The following is a 15,254-nucleotide window of genomic DNA, read 5'->3' as shown; positions in this document are numbered from 1 at the left end:
ACCGCCATAAAAAGAGCAAGCGCGCCGCCCAGGCTATGACCAGTAAAACTATAGTCCTTGACATGAAAGTCTTGTACCGTCTGATTGACAAACGTTTGATAATCAAAAAATTGATTATGACTATTCACATACCAATCTGGTAAGGCGAATAAGCCCATGCCCGGCAACTTGACGTGATTGGCCACTGCTGCAAGTTTGGCCAGATTATCCCCCGCCACATTTCGCAACTGAGCATCTGTCTCTGGCTTCAATCCCATCCCTAGCTTGCCAACATCTGTATGGATCCAGTCCTTCATAAATTCTCGCCCTTCAGAGCCACGAGAAACAAAGACGACATTTTCGTAAGTCGTTTTTCCTTTTTGGTAGTCTTTTAAGGGAACCACTGCAATGGCCTGTAAACCACTTTCATAATTATCGGTGTAATTAATGACTTTCCACTGTGAACCATCTTTACTATAAACGGCCTTACCTTTTTTTAAATAGTCATTTTCATAAACTTTATCAGCTAAATTAAAATATTGTTCATCTGTATATTCTGCCATTTTCATCACCTTTATGATATATTTATTCTGTACAGTAAATGATAGGAGCTGACAACGTGAAGAGAAAAAAGAGAATAACCATTATCTTTATTATACTGATAATTATACTATTTGTCATTTTAGGGGGATATCTATATATGAAATACCAAGAAAACCAATTAATGAGAGAACAAAAGCCACGTATCGAAAAGTTTCTTAATTATAATTTTAATCATATTAAAAATGTGACTCTAACAGACACACGTACCAATCCAACAGGTGTAGTCCATATTGAAGGATACATAAACGATAATAAAAACCTTTGGATTGACGCCTCCTTAGACAGTCAAAATGGTGTTGAAGTTGTGAATGTAACTGACTATATTGATGAGCATTATAAAAAAGAAGAATTTAAATATAAACTTAAAAATGTGACAGAGATCGAAGCTGAAGAAAAAGCAAAGAAAAAAAGAATCAAGTTCAACCACTACGCCTAAAAAAAGAACGTTCAGTAGCCGATATCTTCGCTGACCTAAAAGCTGTTGAAGACAAAATTATGAACCGGAATCCAAAAAGTTAATCCTTTCAATCACAAAAAGAGCATGCTACGATAAACAGCATGTCTTTTTATTAATACAAATTTAACCATCTTTATCCTATCATCATTAATAATTTATACAATAAGTATATTAACGAGTTCTTGTTTTTAAAATCTACTGTTCTATGATTTATCCAATGCTTCATTCTTTTTAATGGAACCAAGAATACTTTCACGACTAACCATTTCTTACAAAGAGCTCCGTCAATATCTATACATCCTATCGCTTGAAATGATAGGGTACAATTTGATTAAACCCTCAACCTATTACATGTAATACTTCTGACTATTCACCTTAACCACTCGCGGAAAAACTGTTGTAATCACATCTTTTTTCAATAACCTCATCCACATCTTTTACTTACTATCTATCCTTCTTCTACTATACTAAAAAAAGCTGCAGACAAAGTTTCTCTTAACTTTGTCTGCAGCCTAAAAGAATATTTCTATCTTTTTCAATCACTTCTATTGCAGTACGGCTTCTTCCATTTTTTCAGCAATCATTCCTACTAAATCAACGACGCGGCACGCATAGCCCCATTCGTTGTCATACCAAGCAAGGACTTTTACTTGTTTGTTTTGAATCACCATTGTACTCAGTCCGTCTACAATCGCGGAATGCGGGTCTGTTGTAAAATCAACTGAAACAAGCGGTTCGTCAGTATAATCAAGAATACCCTTATAATCTGTTTTTGCAGCTACTTCGAAAGCAGCATTTACTTCTGCTTCGGTTACTTCTTTTTTAAGTGTAACGACAAGGTCAACAAGCGAAACGTCAGGTGTCGGAACACGCAACGAAGTTCCATTTAGTTTTCCTTTTAAGTGCGGCAAAACAAGTGATATAGCTTTTGCAGCACCTGTTGTCGTTGGAATAATGGATGTTGTACAGCTTCTTGAACGCCTTAAATCTTTATGAGGATTGTCAAGACTATGTTGGTCGTTTGTATAGGCATGAACAGTTGTCACAAGTCCATGTTCAATCCCAAAGTTCTCGTCTAAAATTTTCGCTACAGGAGCGAGGCAATTGGTTGTGCAAGAAGCATTCGAAACCACATGATGGTTTTCGTGATCGTAATCTTTGTCATTTACACCCATTACAATCGTCACATCTTCGTTTTCACCAGGTGCAGTGATAACCACTTTCTTAGCTCCAGCTTCAATGTGATAACCTGCTTTTTCCTTTGAACGGAATTTCCCAGTCGCTTCAATCACGATGTCTACTTCAAGCTCTTTCCAAGGCAACTTCAACGGATCACGCTCAGCAAGCAGTAGCACTTCTTTGCCACATACTTCTAAGCGATGCTCATCCAAAATTTCTACTTCGCCCTCGAATTTCCCATGAACACTATCATACTTGATCAAGTGCCGAATGGTTTCAGCTGGATAACTGGCATTGATTGCGACTACATTTTCTTTGCCATCCATCATTAGTTTTCTGAAACACATTCTGCCAATACGTCCAAAACCCGTAATTGCTACATTTTTAGCCAAGCTTATTTCCCCCTTAGAAATTGTTGCAAAACGACTTGCAGTTTTAGTATACCATGTTAATTTTCAAAATGTAAGCGTTTACTAACAAATGAAATAAAATTACGGAAAAGATTTCCTAATTTCCAAGTTTATCTTGCCGGAATTAGGTATAATAAATAAAGGAGGTGATCCGAGTCTTGTTAGAACAAGAAGAATTTCAGATCCAATTAGAAAAAATCGAGCAACCCATATCAAGACAGGACCATTCAACCACGATACTTTTTGTCATTCAAGGTCACGTCAACCTGACAATCGGCGAGAATTCTTACTTACTTTCAGAAGATGATCTTTATATTGTAAATCGGAACGAATTTTATAGTTTGTCGCGAGAAACTGACAATATTCTGATCGCTCTACAAATCAAAAGCCCCTTCTTTGTGCAGCACTTTTCCAACTACTATCAATACTATTTTGACTGCTTCTCAAAAAAAATGGATACGGGACGCGAAAAAATCGTTGCCTCGCTTAGGCATGCCCTCACACTTCTTATTATCAATTCTTTTAATCCGACAGAAAATAGTCAACTAATTTCGCACAACGCCATCTTTAAAATCATGCTCCTCTTGGCAAAATTTTTCAAAAAAGAACAAGCGCAAAATCAACTGGACTTGCCAGAAGATGACCGTTTATCGCGTATCATCACTTTTCTTGAAAACCATTATGATGAGAATATTACGCTTGGAAAGATAGCGGAACGCGAATTTTTATCTCCGTCCTATTTGTCGCGTTATTTCAAAGCTAGAACGGGGCTCGGATTTTTGCAATATTTAATGCAGATTCGCTTGAAGCACAGTTTGAGTGATTTATTGTTAACAGATGAGGCTATTTCTTCGATTTCATTTAAAAATGGCTTTTCGAGCTCTAAGCATTTTACGGATGCTTTTAAGGCATACTATAAGGAAACACCTTCACAATATCGCGAAAAACACAGCGGACAGGGACAAGCAAATACGTTTCTTCCTTGTTCAAACGATGTTACAATTATTTCGGAGCTTTCACCAGAACTGCTTGAAAGGCTCGGTAAGTATCAATTTGAAGCAGCACAAGAAACCGAGCTTAGTCCTGTTCCAATTGAACAAAAAACGATTAGCTTGACGAACGGAAATGCTGGTTCTTTAAAGCACCCGCTTTATTTGCTTACGATCGGCGAGATGAAGGAATTGCTGAAAGACAATGTTAAAAAGCAAATTGAAACCGTGCAGCGAGAAATTCGACTTGATTTTATCGGGATACGGCATCTTCTGCGCGGTAATACGTTCTTGCCGGAAGTCGAAACAGATGAAGCGGTCCCAACCTTTTCTACTTATGCAAATGCGGATCTTGCGTTAAGCTATTTGAAGACGAAAGGTTTGCGTCCGTTTATCCGGATTGAATATCAAGAATTGTCGCTTAATGAGGAACACTATTTTGAACAGCTGTCTCATTTTATCCGCCATTCGATTCAAGTTTTCGGACGAGCTTTTGTTTCTTCATGGGCATTCATGTACTATGAGTCTGAGCAGACATTGGTATCTGCCCATGAACTAAAGCGGCTTTTCTTGCGTCTCAAAGCTTGTTTTAAAGAGATTGAGCCGAAGATCAAACTAAGTACGTTTGTACCGTTTTCGGAGCGCGGTGCCGTTCCAAGTGCGCATCAGTGGATCTTTGAAGCAAAAAGCGACATCGATTTTTTAACCTACCATGCCAATCCAAACGAAATTATTGATTTTTCAAAAGGAAACGAATTGACTTTCCACGACGCTGATCACTATACGCTGACGAAAACGAAAAAAACTTAAAAAGTACTTAAAAAATCACGGTATGCATCAGGAATTAATGCTGATTAACTGGAATACGCTCACCGGAAACACGCGCTATACGAACGGTACTTTTTTCCGCGGTGCTTTGATCTTGCAGGCTTTGTTTGACATTAGTCCGGAAGTTCGCGGCATTGGCTTTTGGATTAATACGGAGCTACATGAGGAAGAAAACAGCAAACGCAATATTCGGCTCGACGGGCTCGAATTATTCCACTTTTTTAACGGAAAACGTCCAGCTTATTACGCGCTTAGTTTTAAGGAACGGCTTTACGGCTCGGTTGCCGCACGCGGCAAGGATTATATTTTGATGGAAAACGAAGACGGCTACCAGCTCATTTTGCTGAATTCAGTCAATCTCAATCCAAAGCTTTCGGTAAGTGAACTGATTATGAAGGAAAAACGCAAGGAAGTGCATGTCCGACTTGTCGGCTTAAAAGAAGGCGAATATCAAGTGCGCAAATGGCAATTTGACCGCGATAACGGAGCCCTCTACTCGAAATATTGGCAGTTGAACAGCCGCCACGGTTTAGATGAAGAAATCCTCGATTATATTGTAACAGCATCAAAACCTTCACTTTCTGTTACGGATGAATTGATTTCTGGTGATTGGTCATTTTATGCTTATTTGGAACTAAATGCCGTGCATTTTTATGAACTGAAACGCACGATTTGAAAAAAGGACGCAACCCGCGGGTTGCGTCCTTTTTGGAGAATCCGCTTCACAAGCGAATTTTCTCAACTCATCGTTATTTTTTCGACTGTTTTTTAGAGAATGCTTTTAAGCCTAGCCAAATAAACAGAAACGGCAAACCGACGATGATCACGGTCAGCACAATATTGAAAAACGACATGATGATTTCTCCTTTTTAAACGTTGACTTCATTATGCGCACGTTCCACTGTCGGTTTTGTGCAAGCTGCAATGATGATTCCAACGATGAAACCGCAAAGTGCAAGTGTTGCCCACCCTAGTGAATTTTGATAAAACGGCACATACGTATTAAAGAATATTTCGATAGGTCCTAACGGAATATTAAAAGCTTTTGCCCCTTCCATAAGCGAAATTACGCCTGTGAAGACCATTGTTGAAACGTAAACAACTCGTCTTCCTTTGAAAAGCGGATTGAGGAAGGTAAGCAAGATTAATACGATCGTAAGTGGATAAATCATCATCAAAACTGGAACCGAAAACTCGATCAAGTTAGCAAGACCAACATTTGCAACGAGACAAGCAAATGCAGAAAAGATAGTGACATAGGCGCCGTAACGGATTTTCGGATAGAGTTTTTGGAAGTAACTTGCACATGCGGTGATCAAACCGATACTTGTTGTGAGACAAGCAAGCGCAATGATGAAGGCAAGTAGCACCTTACCGAGCTGTCCGAAATAAAAACTTGCAGCTCCTGAAAGTACTGGACCGCCGTTGTCAAACAAGCCCAATTTCGTTACACTCATAGAACCAATGTAGGCAACAAATACGTACACAACAGCTAAACAACCTACTGCAATTAAACCTGATTTCAAACAAGCAAATGCAATGTCGCGTTTAGACTTAGCGCCGCTTGCTCGGATCGCATTGATAACTATAATCCCAAATACAAGTGAAGCTAATGCATCCATTGTGTTATAGCCTTCTAAGAAGCCGGTTGTAAATGGTGATACTGCATAATCTTTAAGCGGCTCCGTTTGTTCGCCAAGCGGCTTCACGAGGGCTGCGATAATCAAAACTGCTAAAAAGATTAGCAAGGCAGGCGTCAAATACTTCCCGACGCGATCAACAATTTTGGACGGTGAAAGGGATAGCCAAAGCGAAATTCCAAAAAATACAACAGAGAAGATGAACAGCGCAATTGGGTGATTCCCTTCCCCTAAAAAGGGCGCAATCCCAATCTCAAACGATACTGACCCCGTCCGCGGAAGTGCGAAAAACGGCCCGATCGTTAAATATAAAGCAATGGCAAAAACTACACCATAAACGGGGTGAACACGGCTTGCCAGACTCTGTACGTCACTGCTCCCCGACACTCCAATCGCAAGTACGCCAAGAAGCGGAAGTCCTGCTCCCGTTACAAGGAAGCCAAGAATAGCGATCCAAACATTTGTGCCTGACAGCTGACCTAAATATGCCGGAAAAATTAAGTTTCCTGCTCCGAAAAATAGTGCAAATAACATTAAACCAATAAAAAAGTATGCCGAAAAAGATATTTTCTTCTCCATAAGTTTCTCCCCTTCTTTCATTTATTGTTTTTCTCCCAAGAAGCAGTGAAAAGGATGTTGTGTCAAAAAGTTCCAAATTCATTATTCTTTATTTAGATTTGTTTTGTCTGAATATTCAATTTAGAAATAATTAAGTACTCCCTGCTTCGACCGCTTCTGTTAGTGGTATTTTGTTATCATACCATATTTTTAATCTAAATAGCTAGAATTTTCAAAAACAGTTTGTATCATGAAGTAATTGAAAAATTTTTTATCTGAATAAAGCGCTTGATATCAAGGATTGTTTAATTCTTCATTCAATTAAAATAATAAATCAATATTTTATTAGTTGCTTATATTTTGTAAGTGTGTTATAGTTTATTTGTAAACAATAACACGACCTTATTTAATTTGGGAATAACGGGAATCGTGTATTGAAAATGAACTAACTAACAGATAAATTGGAGGAATGTAAAAATGGCAGTAGAAAAATGGAACATTGACCCAGCACACAGCTCAATCGAATTTCAAGTAAAACACATGATGGTATCGAAAGTAAAAGGAAACTTCACAAACTTCTCAGCAGATATTGAAATGGATCCAGAAAATCTGCAAGATGCAAAAATCAACTTTACTGTCGATGCAGCAAGCATTGATACTCACCAAGCGCAACGTGACGGTCACCTTAAGAGCGAAGATTTCTTCAACGTTGAAAAATATCCGAATATCACATTTGCTGCAACTGAAATCGTTCCTGACGGCGATGATGAATATGAAATCAAAGGCGACCTTACTATTCGCGACGTAACAAAACCAGTTTCTTTCCATGTTGCATACGAAGGTACAGGTAAAGATCCAAATTCTGGAAATTTGGTGGCAGGTTTTGAAGGCCGCGGTAAATTCAATCGTAAAGACTTCGGTTTGAACTACAATGCTGCACTTGAAACTGGCGGCGTACTCATTGGCGACGAAGTGAAACTAAATATTCAAATTGAAGCTTCTAAATAAGTTTTAGATCTGCTTTAATTAACAAGGCTGGAAATCTTACTTCTAAGGTTTCCAGTTTTTTTATTTTTATGAAAGAACTTTAGCCAAGTACCTTCATTCCCCGCCCCATTTCCTTTATCAATCTGATAGCCTCCATTCTTTCAGTGATCTGGATTTCTCTTGATTGAATCGGAGCACTTTATAAACTCGGCGGTTGCAAAAGAAAGATTAGATAGTGAGAATTTGCGCGAATAATGAGAGGGAGAAGACTGGTTTTCCCACTTTAAATACGTTACAATAGGTTGATTGTACTGCATTTTTAACAGAAAAGAGGGAGATCATGAAAAAAAATGAAACAACTATCGGTATTTTAGCAGGCGCTATGGCTTATGTTTTATGGGGCGTTTTGCCGATTTACTGGAAACTAGGCCAAGAAGTACCAGCACTTGAGATTCTAGCTTACAGAGTCGTCTGGTCTTTCGTTTTTATGGTCTTTTTAATCGCCGCATTACGAAAATCACGCGAAGTATTACTTGAAATCAAGTCGATTTTTAATCGTCCGAAAACAGCACTTCTCATTACACTCGCGGCAATTCTTGTTACTGCAAACTGGTTTATTTTTATTTTCACGGTAAACAGTGGTCACGTAACAGAAGCAAGTCTCGGATACTATATTAATCCGCTTGTAAATGTCTTGATTGCTACCGTTTTTTTTAAAAGAACGTCTCAATCCGGCTGAAATAATTGCTGTCGCACTCGCCTTTATCGGCGTTTTAATTTTGACTTATCATAGCGGCAGTGTGCCTTTTGCAGCACTTGGAATGGCTGTTACATTCAGTTTGTATGGCTTGATTAAGAAATTTGTTCCGGTTTCAACTTGGACGGGACTGACGCTTGAAACTTTGATAATCACCCCTTTTGCGCTCATTTACCTATTATTTTTTGCAAAAAACTTCTTCATGAGCTATGATTTCAAAACTGACATTGTCATGATTGGTGCTGGTATCGTTACAGCGATTCCGCTGCTTTTATTTGCAACTGCAGCAAAACGAATCAGCTATACAATGGTTGGTTTTCTTCAATATATCGGTCCGACGCTGATGCTTATCCTTGGCGTTTTGTTATTTAAAGAAAGCTTTGATGGCTTACAACTCACAGCCTTCATTTTTATTTGGGCGGCTATCCTTGTTTTCACGATTGCTCACATTTATTTGAGTGCTAAACTAAAATTACTGAAAAAATCTGCCGAAAAAGAAATGTCTGGTGAAGACGGACTAAATTAATTTGATGAAGCCCCACCCACCTTTCCCCCAAAAAAAGCAATTAAAAGAGAGCTTCCCGCAGAAAGCTCTCTTTTTTTGAATCCGTTCAGTAAACCATAAACAATAAAGAAATACTTAACAGATAGACGGCTGTCATCGCTAGTGCGCGCTTCACATTCTGATCATGCCGGCGAATGCTTTCCGGCGAAAGAATAAAGTAAATAAAAGTGATGTGGAGCGGCATGTGCGCGATAATTTCGCTAACCCCGAAGATGAAATTGGTCGCTAAAAAAAAGCAACGTCAACGCAAGCGCAATGATATGCCTGAAATATCCTGTAACCATTACGAAACCCACAACAAGCTCAACCAGAGCTGCACACATGACAAAGCTGTCTTTACTGAAACCAAACGTAAAAAGATGATAACGATTCACAATATCGAGCGACATGTTGCTAAAAATCACTTTTTCCATTCCTACCCATAAAATCGAAGCACCTGTCAATATTTCTAACGGTCGCACTGAAAGTAATGTATTTTGCAATAAAACACCAATTAGCGTGATAATAATACCGATAAAAAACAAATAGTCGAAAGCATGGTGCACGCCAAGTTGGACAAACATGATCGCCATTAAAATCGAGAGCCCGCACACACTAATCCATCCCGTTAATTTCCGGTTGATCAAAAGACAGACACAGCTAACCGTAATAATTGCCAAAGTAAAGCTTGTCAATTTGAGTTCAGGAATCAAAACATGACCGCTCCATGTGCTGATTACTAGGGCAAACACAACACCCCATCTAAAAAAGAGTGATGAATCTACTTTTTGCAATCTTGAATTAAAATTTGAATGGGCAAGCTTCGGTGCTGATACATATAAAATAAAGATAAATATTGCAGATAGAGCAAACAATCCTGCATTTTTCATTGTTAAAACTTCCAAGCAAGCATTACGATGCGGTGCTGCTTCTGTAAACCACTTTACATGTCCTAAAATCATTCTTTTTATTACCCCTAAACCTTTTTCTCTCTGTTTTAATCCCTTTATGTTTTTTAAACTTCCGTACAAGTTCGTCTCATTTTCTTCGTGATATCTTTTATGACAAAACGTTTTGCTTCAACCCACAATTTTTAAGAAGCAAACCCAAGAGAAACGTATCCCTTGGGTTCAAGCCGTTCGTCGTTTGGCAGCAGTTCCGCGTCCATGGTTTTTTGATAAAACAACTTCACCATTTTTGCAAACAGGCTCCCCATCAGATTAACAAATTGATCCCCGTTAAATCAGTGCAAATAAAATGACAGCTTGGTCCGGCGCCCAAGTAGTATCCCCATAATTGTAGTGTGTTTGCAACGTTTTGTAGTATCTTCCATTATGAAGAACGATTTCTCCTGCAGTATATAGAACCGGATTCGTACGCGTTCCAGCGCGCCATACATTTTCGCCTTGCGCAATATCTTGTTTGGTTGTTACAGTTAAAACATTGCTAAGCTCTGATTCCTTGCCATTACTACTAATGCTTCTTACTTGATAGTGGTAGTTCGTATTTGCTTTAAGTCCTTTATCCGTGTAGAACGTTTCCTTCGTTACCGCAATTTTTTCTCCGTTACGGTAAATAACATATTCTTTAATCCCCGATTCTTGCTGCGATTCGCCCCACATTAATGCGACTGAATTAGCCGTTACATTCATTGCATGCAAATGCGAAGGAACAGTAGGTTTTTTTTTCGATTTCGTTTTCTTTTATTCCCGTTTTCACAACAAGTTCACTGCTCTTTTCAGATACAGTACTCGTATAGCTGACCGCTTCCACTTGATAGTGATAAACCGTGTTGGCATCAACCGTTTTATCAACAAAATAATTCGTTTCTACAGTATTAATCTTTACACCATCACGATAAATCGTATAAGATTTTGCTTTTGTATCAGCGTCCCAAGTTAAAGATACCGAAGAACTTGTTACCTGATCTGCTTTAACATGACTTGGCGTATCTGGAATAACGATTTCTGGACCTTGGCCGTTTTTCACATTTACATCCATAACATTATAGAAAGCATTCGCTGTATCGTCCACATCCCATACAGCTAAAATTATGTGGTAGCCCGTTCGATTTGCTGGAATCATCACTTGATGGCTAGGATTCTCATTTGCTTTTTTTTCCGCCCATATAAACTTCGCCAATCCGTTCTAAGTCGCTTCTTTTCAGCGGGCTATTCGGATTCCAGCCTTGTTTGGTTATGTAATAATGAAACTTGGTTGTTTTATGCGGTGCCGTGAAATGCCAAGTAAACGTATTTAAACCTGCATTCACCTCTGATTTTACCCAGCGATCTGCTCCCGCTTGATCTAGCACAAAATCACCAATCTGACCCAATCCGCCATTTGCTGATGCAATTCGTCCATCTGCCGGACCAGCATTCGGAAATCCTTTCGGTGCCTCCAAAGATTGCGGATTCGTAATTACATTTCCGTATTTAGTCAGCGCTTCGGTCCAACCGATCGAGTTTTTATCCAAGCTACCTTGATAGCCGCGGCTTGCTGGACTTTCAACATAACCGTGTGCAGATACAACTTGATCCCCTAACAGGATACCTCCTCCTAAAAATGTTGCCATTGCTAATCCCGTTATTACCTTTTTCTTCATTTGAACTCCTCCTGTTTTCAAATCATTTATCTAGAACACAAATGTGTTTTAGAGCCGTCCATTCATTACCTTGAAGTATACCCATTTCTCTTTTACGTAGGGTTACATCCCAATCTACTTTTTGATAAATATTTCACAAAAAAACACAGACTGCTTGGCGAAGCAATTCTGAGTAAAGCAGAAAGAGTCACAAGGTATGCGACAATATATCCATTCATCTGTACAGCAACTCACATTTTTTGCTGCCTGAACTTAGTATGCCCCAAGCATGTAGAACTTAGATGCGATCTATGTAAATTTTATGTAAAAATTGAATTTTTTCATTTCAAATTAAAAGAAAATTCATTAAATAAAATCATTTGGAATAAAACCTTTCCAAATAGTCATCGTTTCACGAATGATGTTGCATAATCCAGTTGTGCTTGCTAGACGAAAACCATCATTTATCAAAATTTAAAAACCTTGGATACTCTATAACCCGCCAATAAACCAGTTCAAAGAAGATTTGCCGAGTTGGTTTTCTAAGCTTTTCATACCATTCAGATACCAACTACTTCTCGCAATTAGGAAAAATGCGCTATAATAGTTCGTGAGGTGATCAGTTTGGCACATAAAACGAATGCCTGTCGTATTCTTGACCAAAAGAAAATTCCATATATCCTTCATGAATATCACTTTGATGCAGAACATCTTGATGCTGTTCATGTCGCGGAAGAAACCGGAAAAAATCCAGAGCAGATTTATAAAACACTTGTTGCGAACGGCGATAAAACCGGCTATCTCGTTGCGCTTGTTGCGGCACCGGATACGCTTGACTTAAAAAAAACTCGCGAAGGTGAGCGGCAATAAAAAAGTGGAAATGATTCACGTGAAAGACCTTGAAAAAATCACGGGATACATTCGCGGCGGCTGTTCGCCGATCGGGATGAAAAAACTGTTTCCGACTTTTATAGATCGTTCGGCTGAAAAGAAGGACACAATTTATATTTCCGCTGGGAAACGCGGTTTGCAAATCGAAATAGCTCCCGCGGAACTGCTGCCCATTTGCCGGGCCAAATTTGCTAGCCTGCATATGCAAAAAGAAGACTCACTTTGAAACAAAGCGAGTCTTCTTCTTTTTTAACACGATTTAACCATTTGCAGCTGTGAAATTCGTTTCGAGAAGCCGCTAGCTAAAAATTCGGCTTTCACGCTTTCTGAAAGTGGACAGTTATTTAAAAACAGCCCTGTCCCTGTTCCGAAGCGAAAAGCAAGCGCTGCGAGTGCATCCGAAAGGTTTGTTCCGTCAGCAAGTTCTAACTCAGCCACTTCAACACCGCGCTCCGAAAGCTGATATTTCAACACAAAACTTTTATTTTCACCAAGTGAAAAACGGCTGCCCGTTTTTTGGGGATTAAATTTCGCCAAGTTTTGCCACGGCGTCTTAAGCGGGTCGTCACTCAATTTGTAAGGCTCTTCCTGCCATTCATCAGGGATAGCATCCAGTTTTCCTTCAAGGAAAAACAGTTCATTGATCACTTCAAAACCGTAACGTAAATAAAATTTTAATGCCCGCTCGTTTTCAGTAATCACTTCGAGTTTGAATTTTGTTCCGGCTGCTTCTCTCACCATCTCATCCATCAGGAGAACCGAGGCGCCTTCACCGCGAAAGTCAGGAATCACACCGAGACCCCCGCACCACGAGAAACCATCCATGCGGCCAAACGCACTAAATCCGACAGGGCGGTCACCCGCGAACGCGACACTCGATAAATTCGGATCAAGGGAAAACTCTTCCATTCTTCCAAAAAACGCTTCTTCGGACAACTGCATTTTCACAAGATAGTCGGCAAACGACTCGGCCCAAGCCTGCATAATTGTTTTATTATCAACTTCAGTAAATTTTTTCAGAGTAATCATAAGCAATCCCCCTTTTTCTCTAGAATAGCATAAAGCATAGATTTCGGGAACTTATCCAACATAAATCAAGATCGACAAGTATAAACCGACAAGCGTTATGAATAAAACGGGAATCGTAATAACAATCCCGATTTTAAAATACATACCCCAACTGATCTTCACATTTTTCTGTGCAAGCACATGTAGCCAAAGCAGCGTCGCAAGTGAACCGATCGGCGTGATTTTTGGTCCTAAATCCGAACCGATCACATTGGCATAAATCAGCGCCTGTTTGATGACACCTGTTGCTGCCGTATGATCGATTGCGAGCGCGTTGATCATAACCGTCGGCAAGTTGTTCATAATGGATGAGGAAATGGCCGCGATAAAACCCATCCCGATCGTACTTGCAAACAAGCCGTAATTTAAGATACCGTCAATCAGCGAGGCAAGCCATTTTGTGATTCCAGCGTTTTGCAAACCGTAAACCACAACATACATGCCGATCGAGAAGAAGACAATGTTCCAAGGCGCGCCTTTAATCACCGTTTTGACCCGTACCGCTTCGCTCCGCCGCGCCAGAAGTAAAAATACTGCCGCGATAAAAAGAGCGATGAACGACACTGGAATAGCTAGAAAACTGCTTAGGAAGTACCCCGCAACAAGCACTGCGAGGATGAAAAACGACAAACGAAATAAGCGCTGGTCTCGAATCGCACTAACCGGAACTTGGATACCTTCTGTGCTATAACGCCGCGGCAAAGCCTTTCTGAAGTACACGTATAAAATGAGGATACTTGCTCCGAGTGAAAAAAGCGTTGGGAGCCACATAAATTTCGCATATTCCGCAAAAGTAATCCCGAAAAAATCGGCTGAGACAATATTCACGAGATTGCTGACGACAAGCGGCAGCGAAGTAGTATCCGCAATAAACCCACTTGCAATAATGAAAGGAAACACCTTGCGTTCATCAAACTTCAGCGCTCGAACCATCGCGAGTACAATCGGAGTGAGTATCAGAGCTGCCCCGTCATTCGCAAAAAGTGCCGCTACAAAAGCCCCAAGGAGCGCGATCAAAATGAACATGCCAATCCCGTTCCCCTTTGCGAGCCGCGCCATATGTAAAGCCGCCCATTCAAAAAATCCAATTTCATCCAAAATGAGCGAGATAATAATGATCCCGATAAAAGCAAGCGTGGCATTCCAAACTATCCCCGTCACCGTCCCGACGTCCCGCAGCGTCACAACGCCAAGAACAAGTGCCAAAACGGCTCCTCCGCAAGCCGACCAGCCAATTGATAAATTCCTCGGCTGCCAAATGACAAATACCAACGTTAAAACAAAGATTCCAATTGCAAGCAACATTTCCATCTCTAATCTCCCCTAAGCCTTTTTTTATTCCCATTTATATCGTAATTCATGAAAGCAACTGATAAACCGGCATCTAAAAAAGTATATTCAAGCCTTTTCATTCGTCTTCTTATCACCTGAAACTCCCTTTTCAGCGCAGATACAGTCTTCTTTCGGCTTTAAAAAGGCATCTTGAATCAGGTTTACAAGCCCTTGAAAGGTATCTGAATTTAAACTGTAATGATTCCACGTTCCTGCTTTTCGAGAAGTCGCAAGTCCCGCATCTACTAAAATTTTCATATGATGCGAAAGCGTTGGTTGCGTAAAATCAAAGTGTTCTAAAATATCACACGCGCAAAGTTCGCCGCACGATAATAGATCTAAAATTTGCAGCCGTTTTGGATCGCTGAGTGCTTTGAACCATTTCGCATTCTTTTCGTAATCCATCAGATTCATCCTTTCTGCTTTACCGCTTTCGTTATATAGAAGT

General features: G+C 39.9%; 11 protein-coding genes and 4 pseudogenes. 6 read left to right on the top strand and 9 right to left on the bottom strand.

The features are described 5' to 3' along the window. Positions 1 to 542 (bottom strand): annotated as a pseudogene (locus tag MFLO_RS09705) (hypothetical protein); the annotation flags it as partial. A gap of 137 nt (positions 543 to 679) precedes the next feature. On the opposite strand from MFLO_RS09705, the gene MFLO_RS09700 reads away from it, so the two are divergent. Further along, positions 680 to 1,018 carry a DUF1433 domain-containing protein gene (locus MFLO_RS09700; protein WP_036097768.1) on the top strand — a complete coding sequence of 113 codons (339 nt, stop codon included), beginning with the start codon at positions 680 to 682 and terminating at the stop codon, positions 1,016 to 1,018. A gap of 566 nt (positions 1,019 to 1,584) precedes the next feature. Here the strand turns inward: MFLO_RS09700 and MFLO_RS09695 are convergent. Continuing rightward, positions 1,585 to 2,610 carry a glyceraldehyde-3-phosphate dehydrogenase gene (locus MFLO_RS09695; RefSeq protein ID WP_036097762.1) on the bottom strand — a complete coding sequence of 342 codons (1,026 nt, stop codon included), beginning with the start codon at positions 2,608 to 2,610 and terminating at the stop codon, positions 1,585 to 1,587. 176 nt (positions 2,611 to 2,786) lie between these two features. On the opposite strand from MFLO_RS09695, the gene MFLO_RS09690 reads away from it, so the two are divergent. Both MFLO_RS09690 and MFLO_RS16435 read left to right on the top strand, forming a co-directional pair. Further along, complete coding sequence (locus MFLO_RS09690; RefSeq protein WP_241433614.1) at positions 2,787 to 4,427, top strand: helix-turn-helix domain-containing protein; 1,641 nt, start codon at positions 2,787 to 2,789, stop codon at positions 4,425 to 4,427. Between the two features lie 22 nt (positions 4,428 to 4,449). Then, positions 4,450 to 5,121 carry a hypothetical protein gene (locus MFLO_RS16435; protein WP_241433613.1) on the top strand — a complete coding sequence of 224 codons (672 nt, stop codon included), beginning with the start codon at positions 4,450 to 4,452 and terminating at the stop codon, positions 5,119 to 5,121. A 193-nt stretch (positions 5,122 to 5,314) separates the two neighbouring features. Here MFLO_RS16435 and brnQ read toward each other — a convergent pair whose 3' ends face one another. Further along, the gene (brnQ, locus tag MFLO_RS09685; RefSeq protein ID WP_036097767.1) at positions 5,315 to 6,664 is read right to left on the bottom strand and encodes a branched-chain amino acid transport system II carrier protein; all 1,350 of its coding nucleotides are present in this window, start codon (positions 6,662 to 6,664) and stop codon (positions 5,315 to 5,317) included. 456 nt (positions 6,665 to 7,120) lie between these two features. Between brnQ and MFLO_RS09680 the strand changes: the two genes are divergently transcribed. Together MFLO_RS09680 and rarD are read left to right on the top strand one after the other, a co-directional pair. Continuing rightward, on the top strand, positions 7,121 to 7,651 hold the full coding sequence (locus MFLO_RS09680) for a YceI family protein (RefSeq protein ID WP_036097760.1): 531 nt from the start codon (positions 7,121 to 7,123) through the stop codon (positions 7,649 to 7,651). A 319-nt stretch (positions 7,652 to 7,970) separates the two neighbouring features. Then, positions 7,971 to 8,913: pseudogene (rarD, locus tag MFLO_RS09675) on the top strand (EamA family transporter RarD). A gap of 239 nt (positions 8,914 to 9,152) precedes the next feature. Here rarD and MFLO_RS09670 read toward each other — a convergent pair. The 3 genes and pseudogenes from MFLO_RS09670 to MFLO_RS16430 all read right to left on the bottom strand — a co-directional run. After that, on the bottom strand, positions 9,153 to 9,893 hold the full coding sequence (locus MFLO_RS09670; RefSeq protein ID WP_036097759.1) for a hypothetical protein: 741 nt from the start codon (positions 9,891 to 9,893) through the stop codon (positions 9,153 to 9,155). A 276-nt stretch (positions 9,894 to 10,169) separates the two neighbouring features. Next, positions 10,170 to 10,583, bottom strand: coding sequence for a fibronectin type III domain-containing protein (locus MFLO_RS15705; protein WP_036097758.1), 414 nt, complete (start codon positions 10,581 to 10,583; stop codon positions 10,170 to 10,172). A gap of 334 nt (positions 10,584 to 10,917) precedes the next feature. Then, positions 10,918 to 11,536 (bottom strand): annotated as a pseudogene (locus tag MFLO_RS16430) (lytic polysaccharide monooxygenase auxiliary activity family 9 protein); the annotation flags it as partial. A gap of 603 nt (positions 11,537 to 12,139) precedes the next feature. Here MFLO_RS16430 and ybaK point away from each other — a divergent pair. Beyond that, positions 12,140 to 12,632: pseudogene (gene ybaK / locus MFLO_RS09655) on the top strand (Cys-tRNA(Pro) deacylase). A gap of 23 nt (positions 12,633 to 12,655) precedes the next feature. Here the strand turns inward: ybaK and MFLO_RS09650 are convergent. The 3 genes from MFLO_RS09650 to MFLO_RS09640 form a co-directional block, all read right to left on the bottom strand. Further along, positions 12,656 to 13,435: a GNAT family N-acetyltransferase gene (locus tag MFLO_RS09650; protein WP_036097757.1), complete on the bottom strand. Its 780-nt coding sequence runs from the start codon at positions 13,433 to 13,435 to the stop codon at positions 12,656 to 12,658. Positions 13,436 to 13,486: 51 nt separating this feature from the next. Further along, positions 13,487 to 14,785: an arsenic transporter gene (locus MFLO_RS09645; protein ID WP_036097756.1), complete on the bottom strand. Its 1,299-nt coding sequence runs from the start codon at positions 14,783 to 14,785 to the stop codon at positions 13,487 to 13,489. Between the two features lie 87 nt (positions 14,786 to 14,872). Continuing rightward, positions 14,873 to 15,211, bottom strand: coding sequence for an ArsR/SmtB family transcription factor (locus MFLO_RS09640; RefSeq protein WP_051993587.1), 339 nt, complete (start codon positions 15,209 to 15,211; stop codon positions 14,873 to 14,875). Between the last annotated feature and the right edge of the window lie 43 nt (positions 15,212 to 15,254).

The organism is Listeria floridensis FSL S10-1187 (genome assembly GCF_000525875.1).
Classification (GTDB): Bacteria; Bacillota; Bacilli; order Lactobacillales; family Listeriaceae; genus Listeria; species Listeria floridensis.
This window is presented reverse-complemented; position numbering and strand designations above follow the sequence as displayed.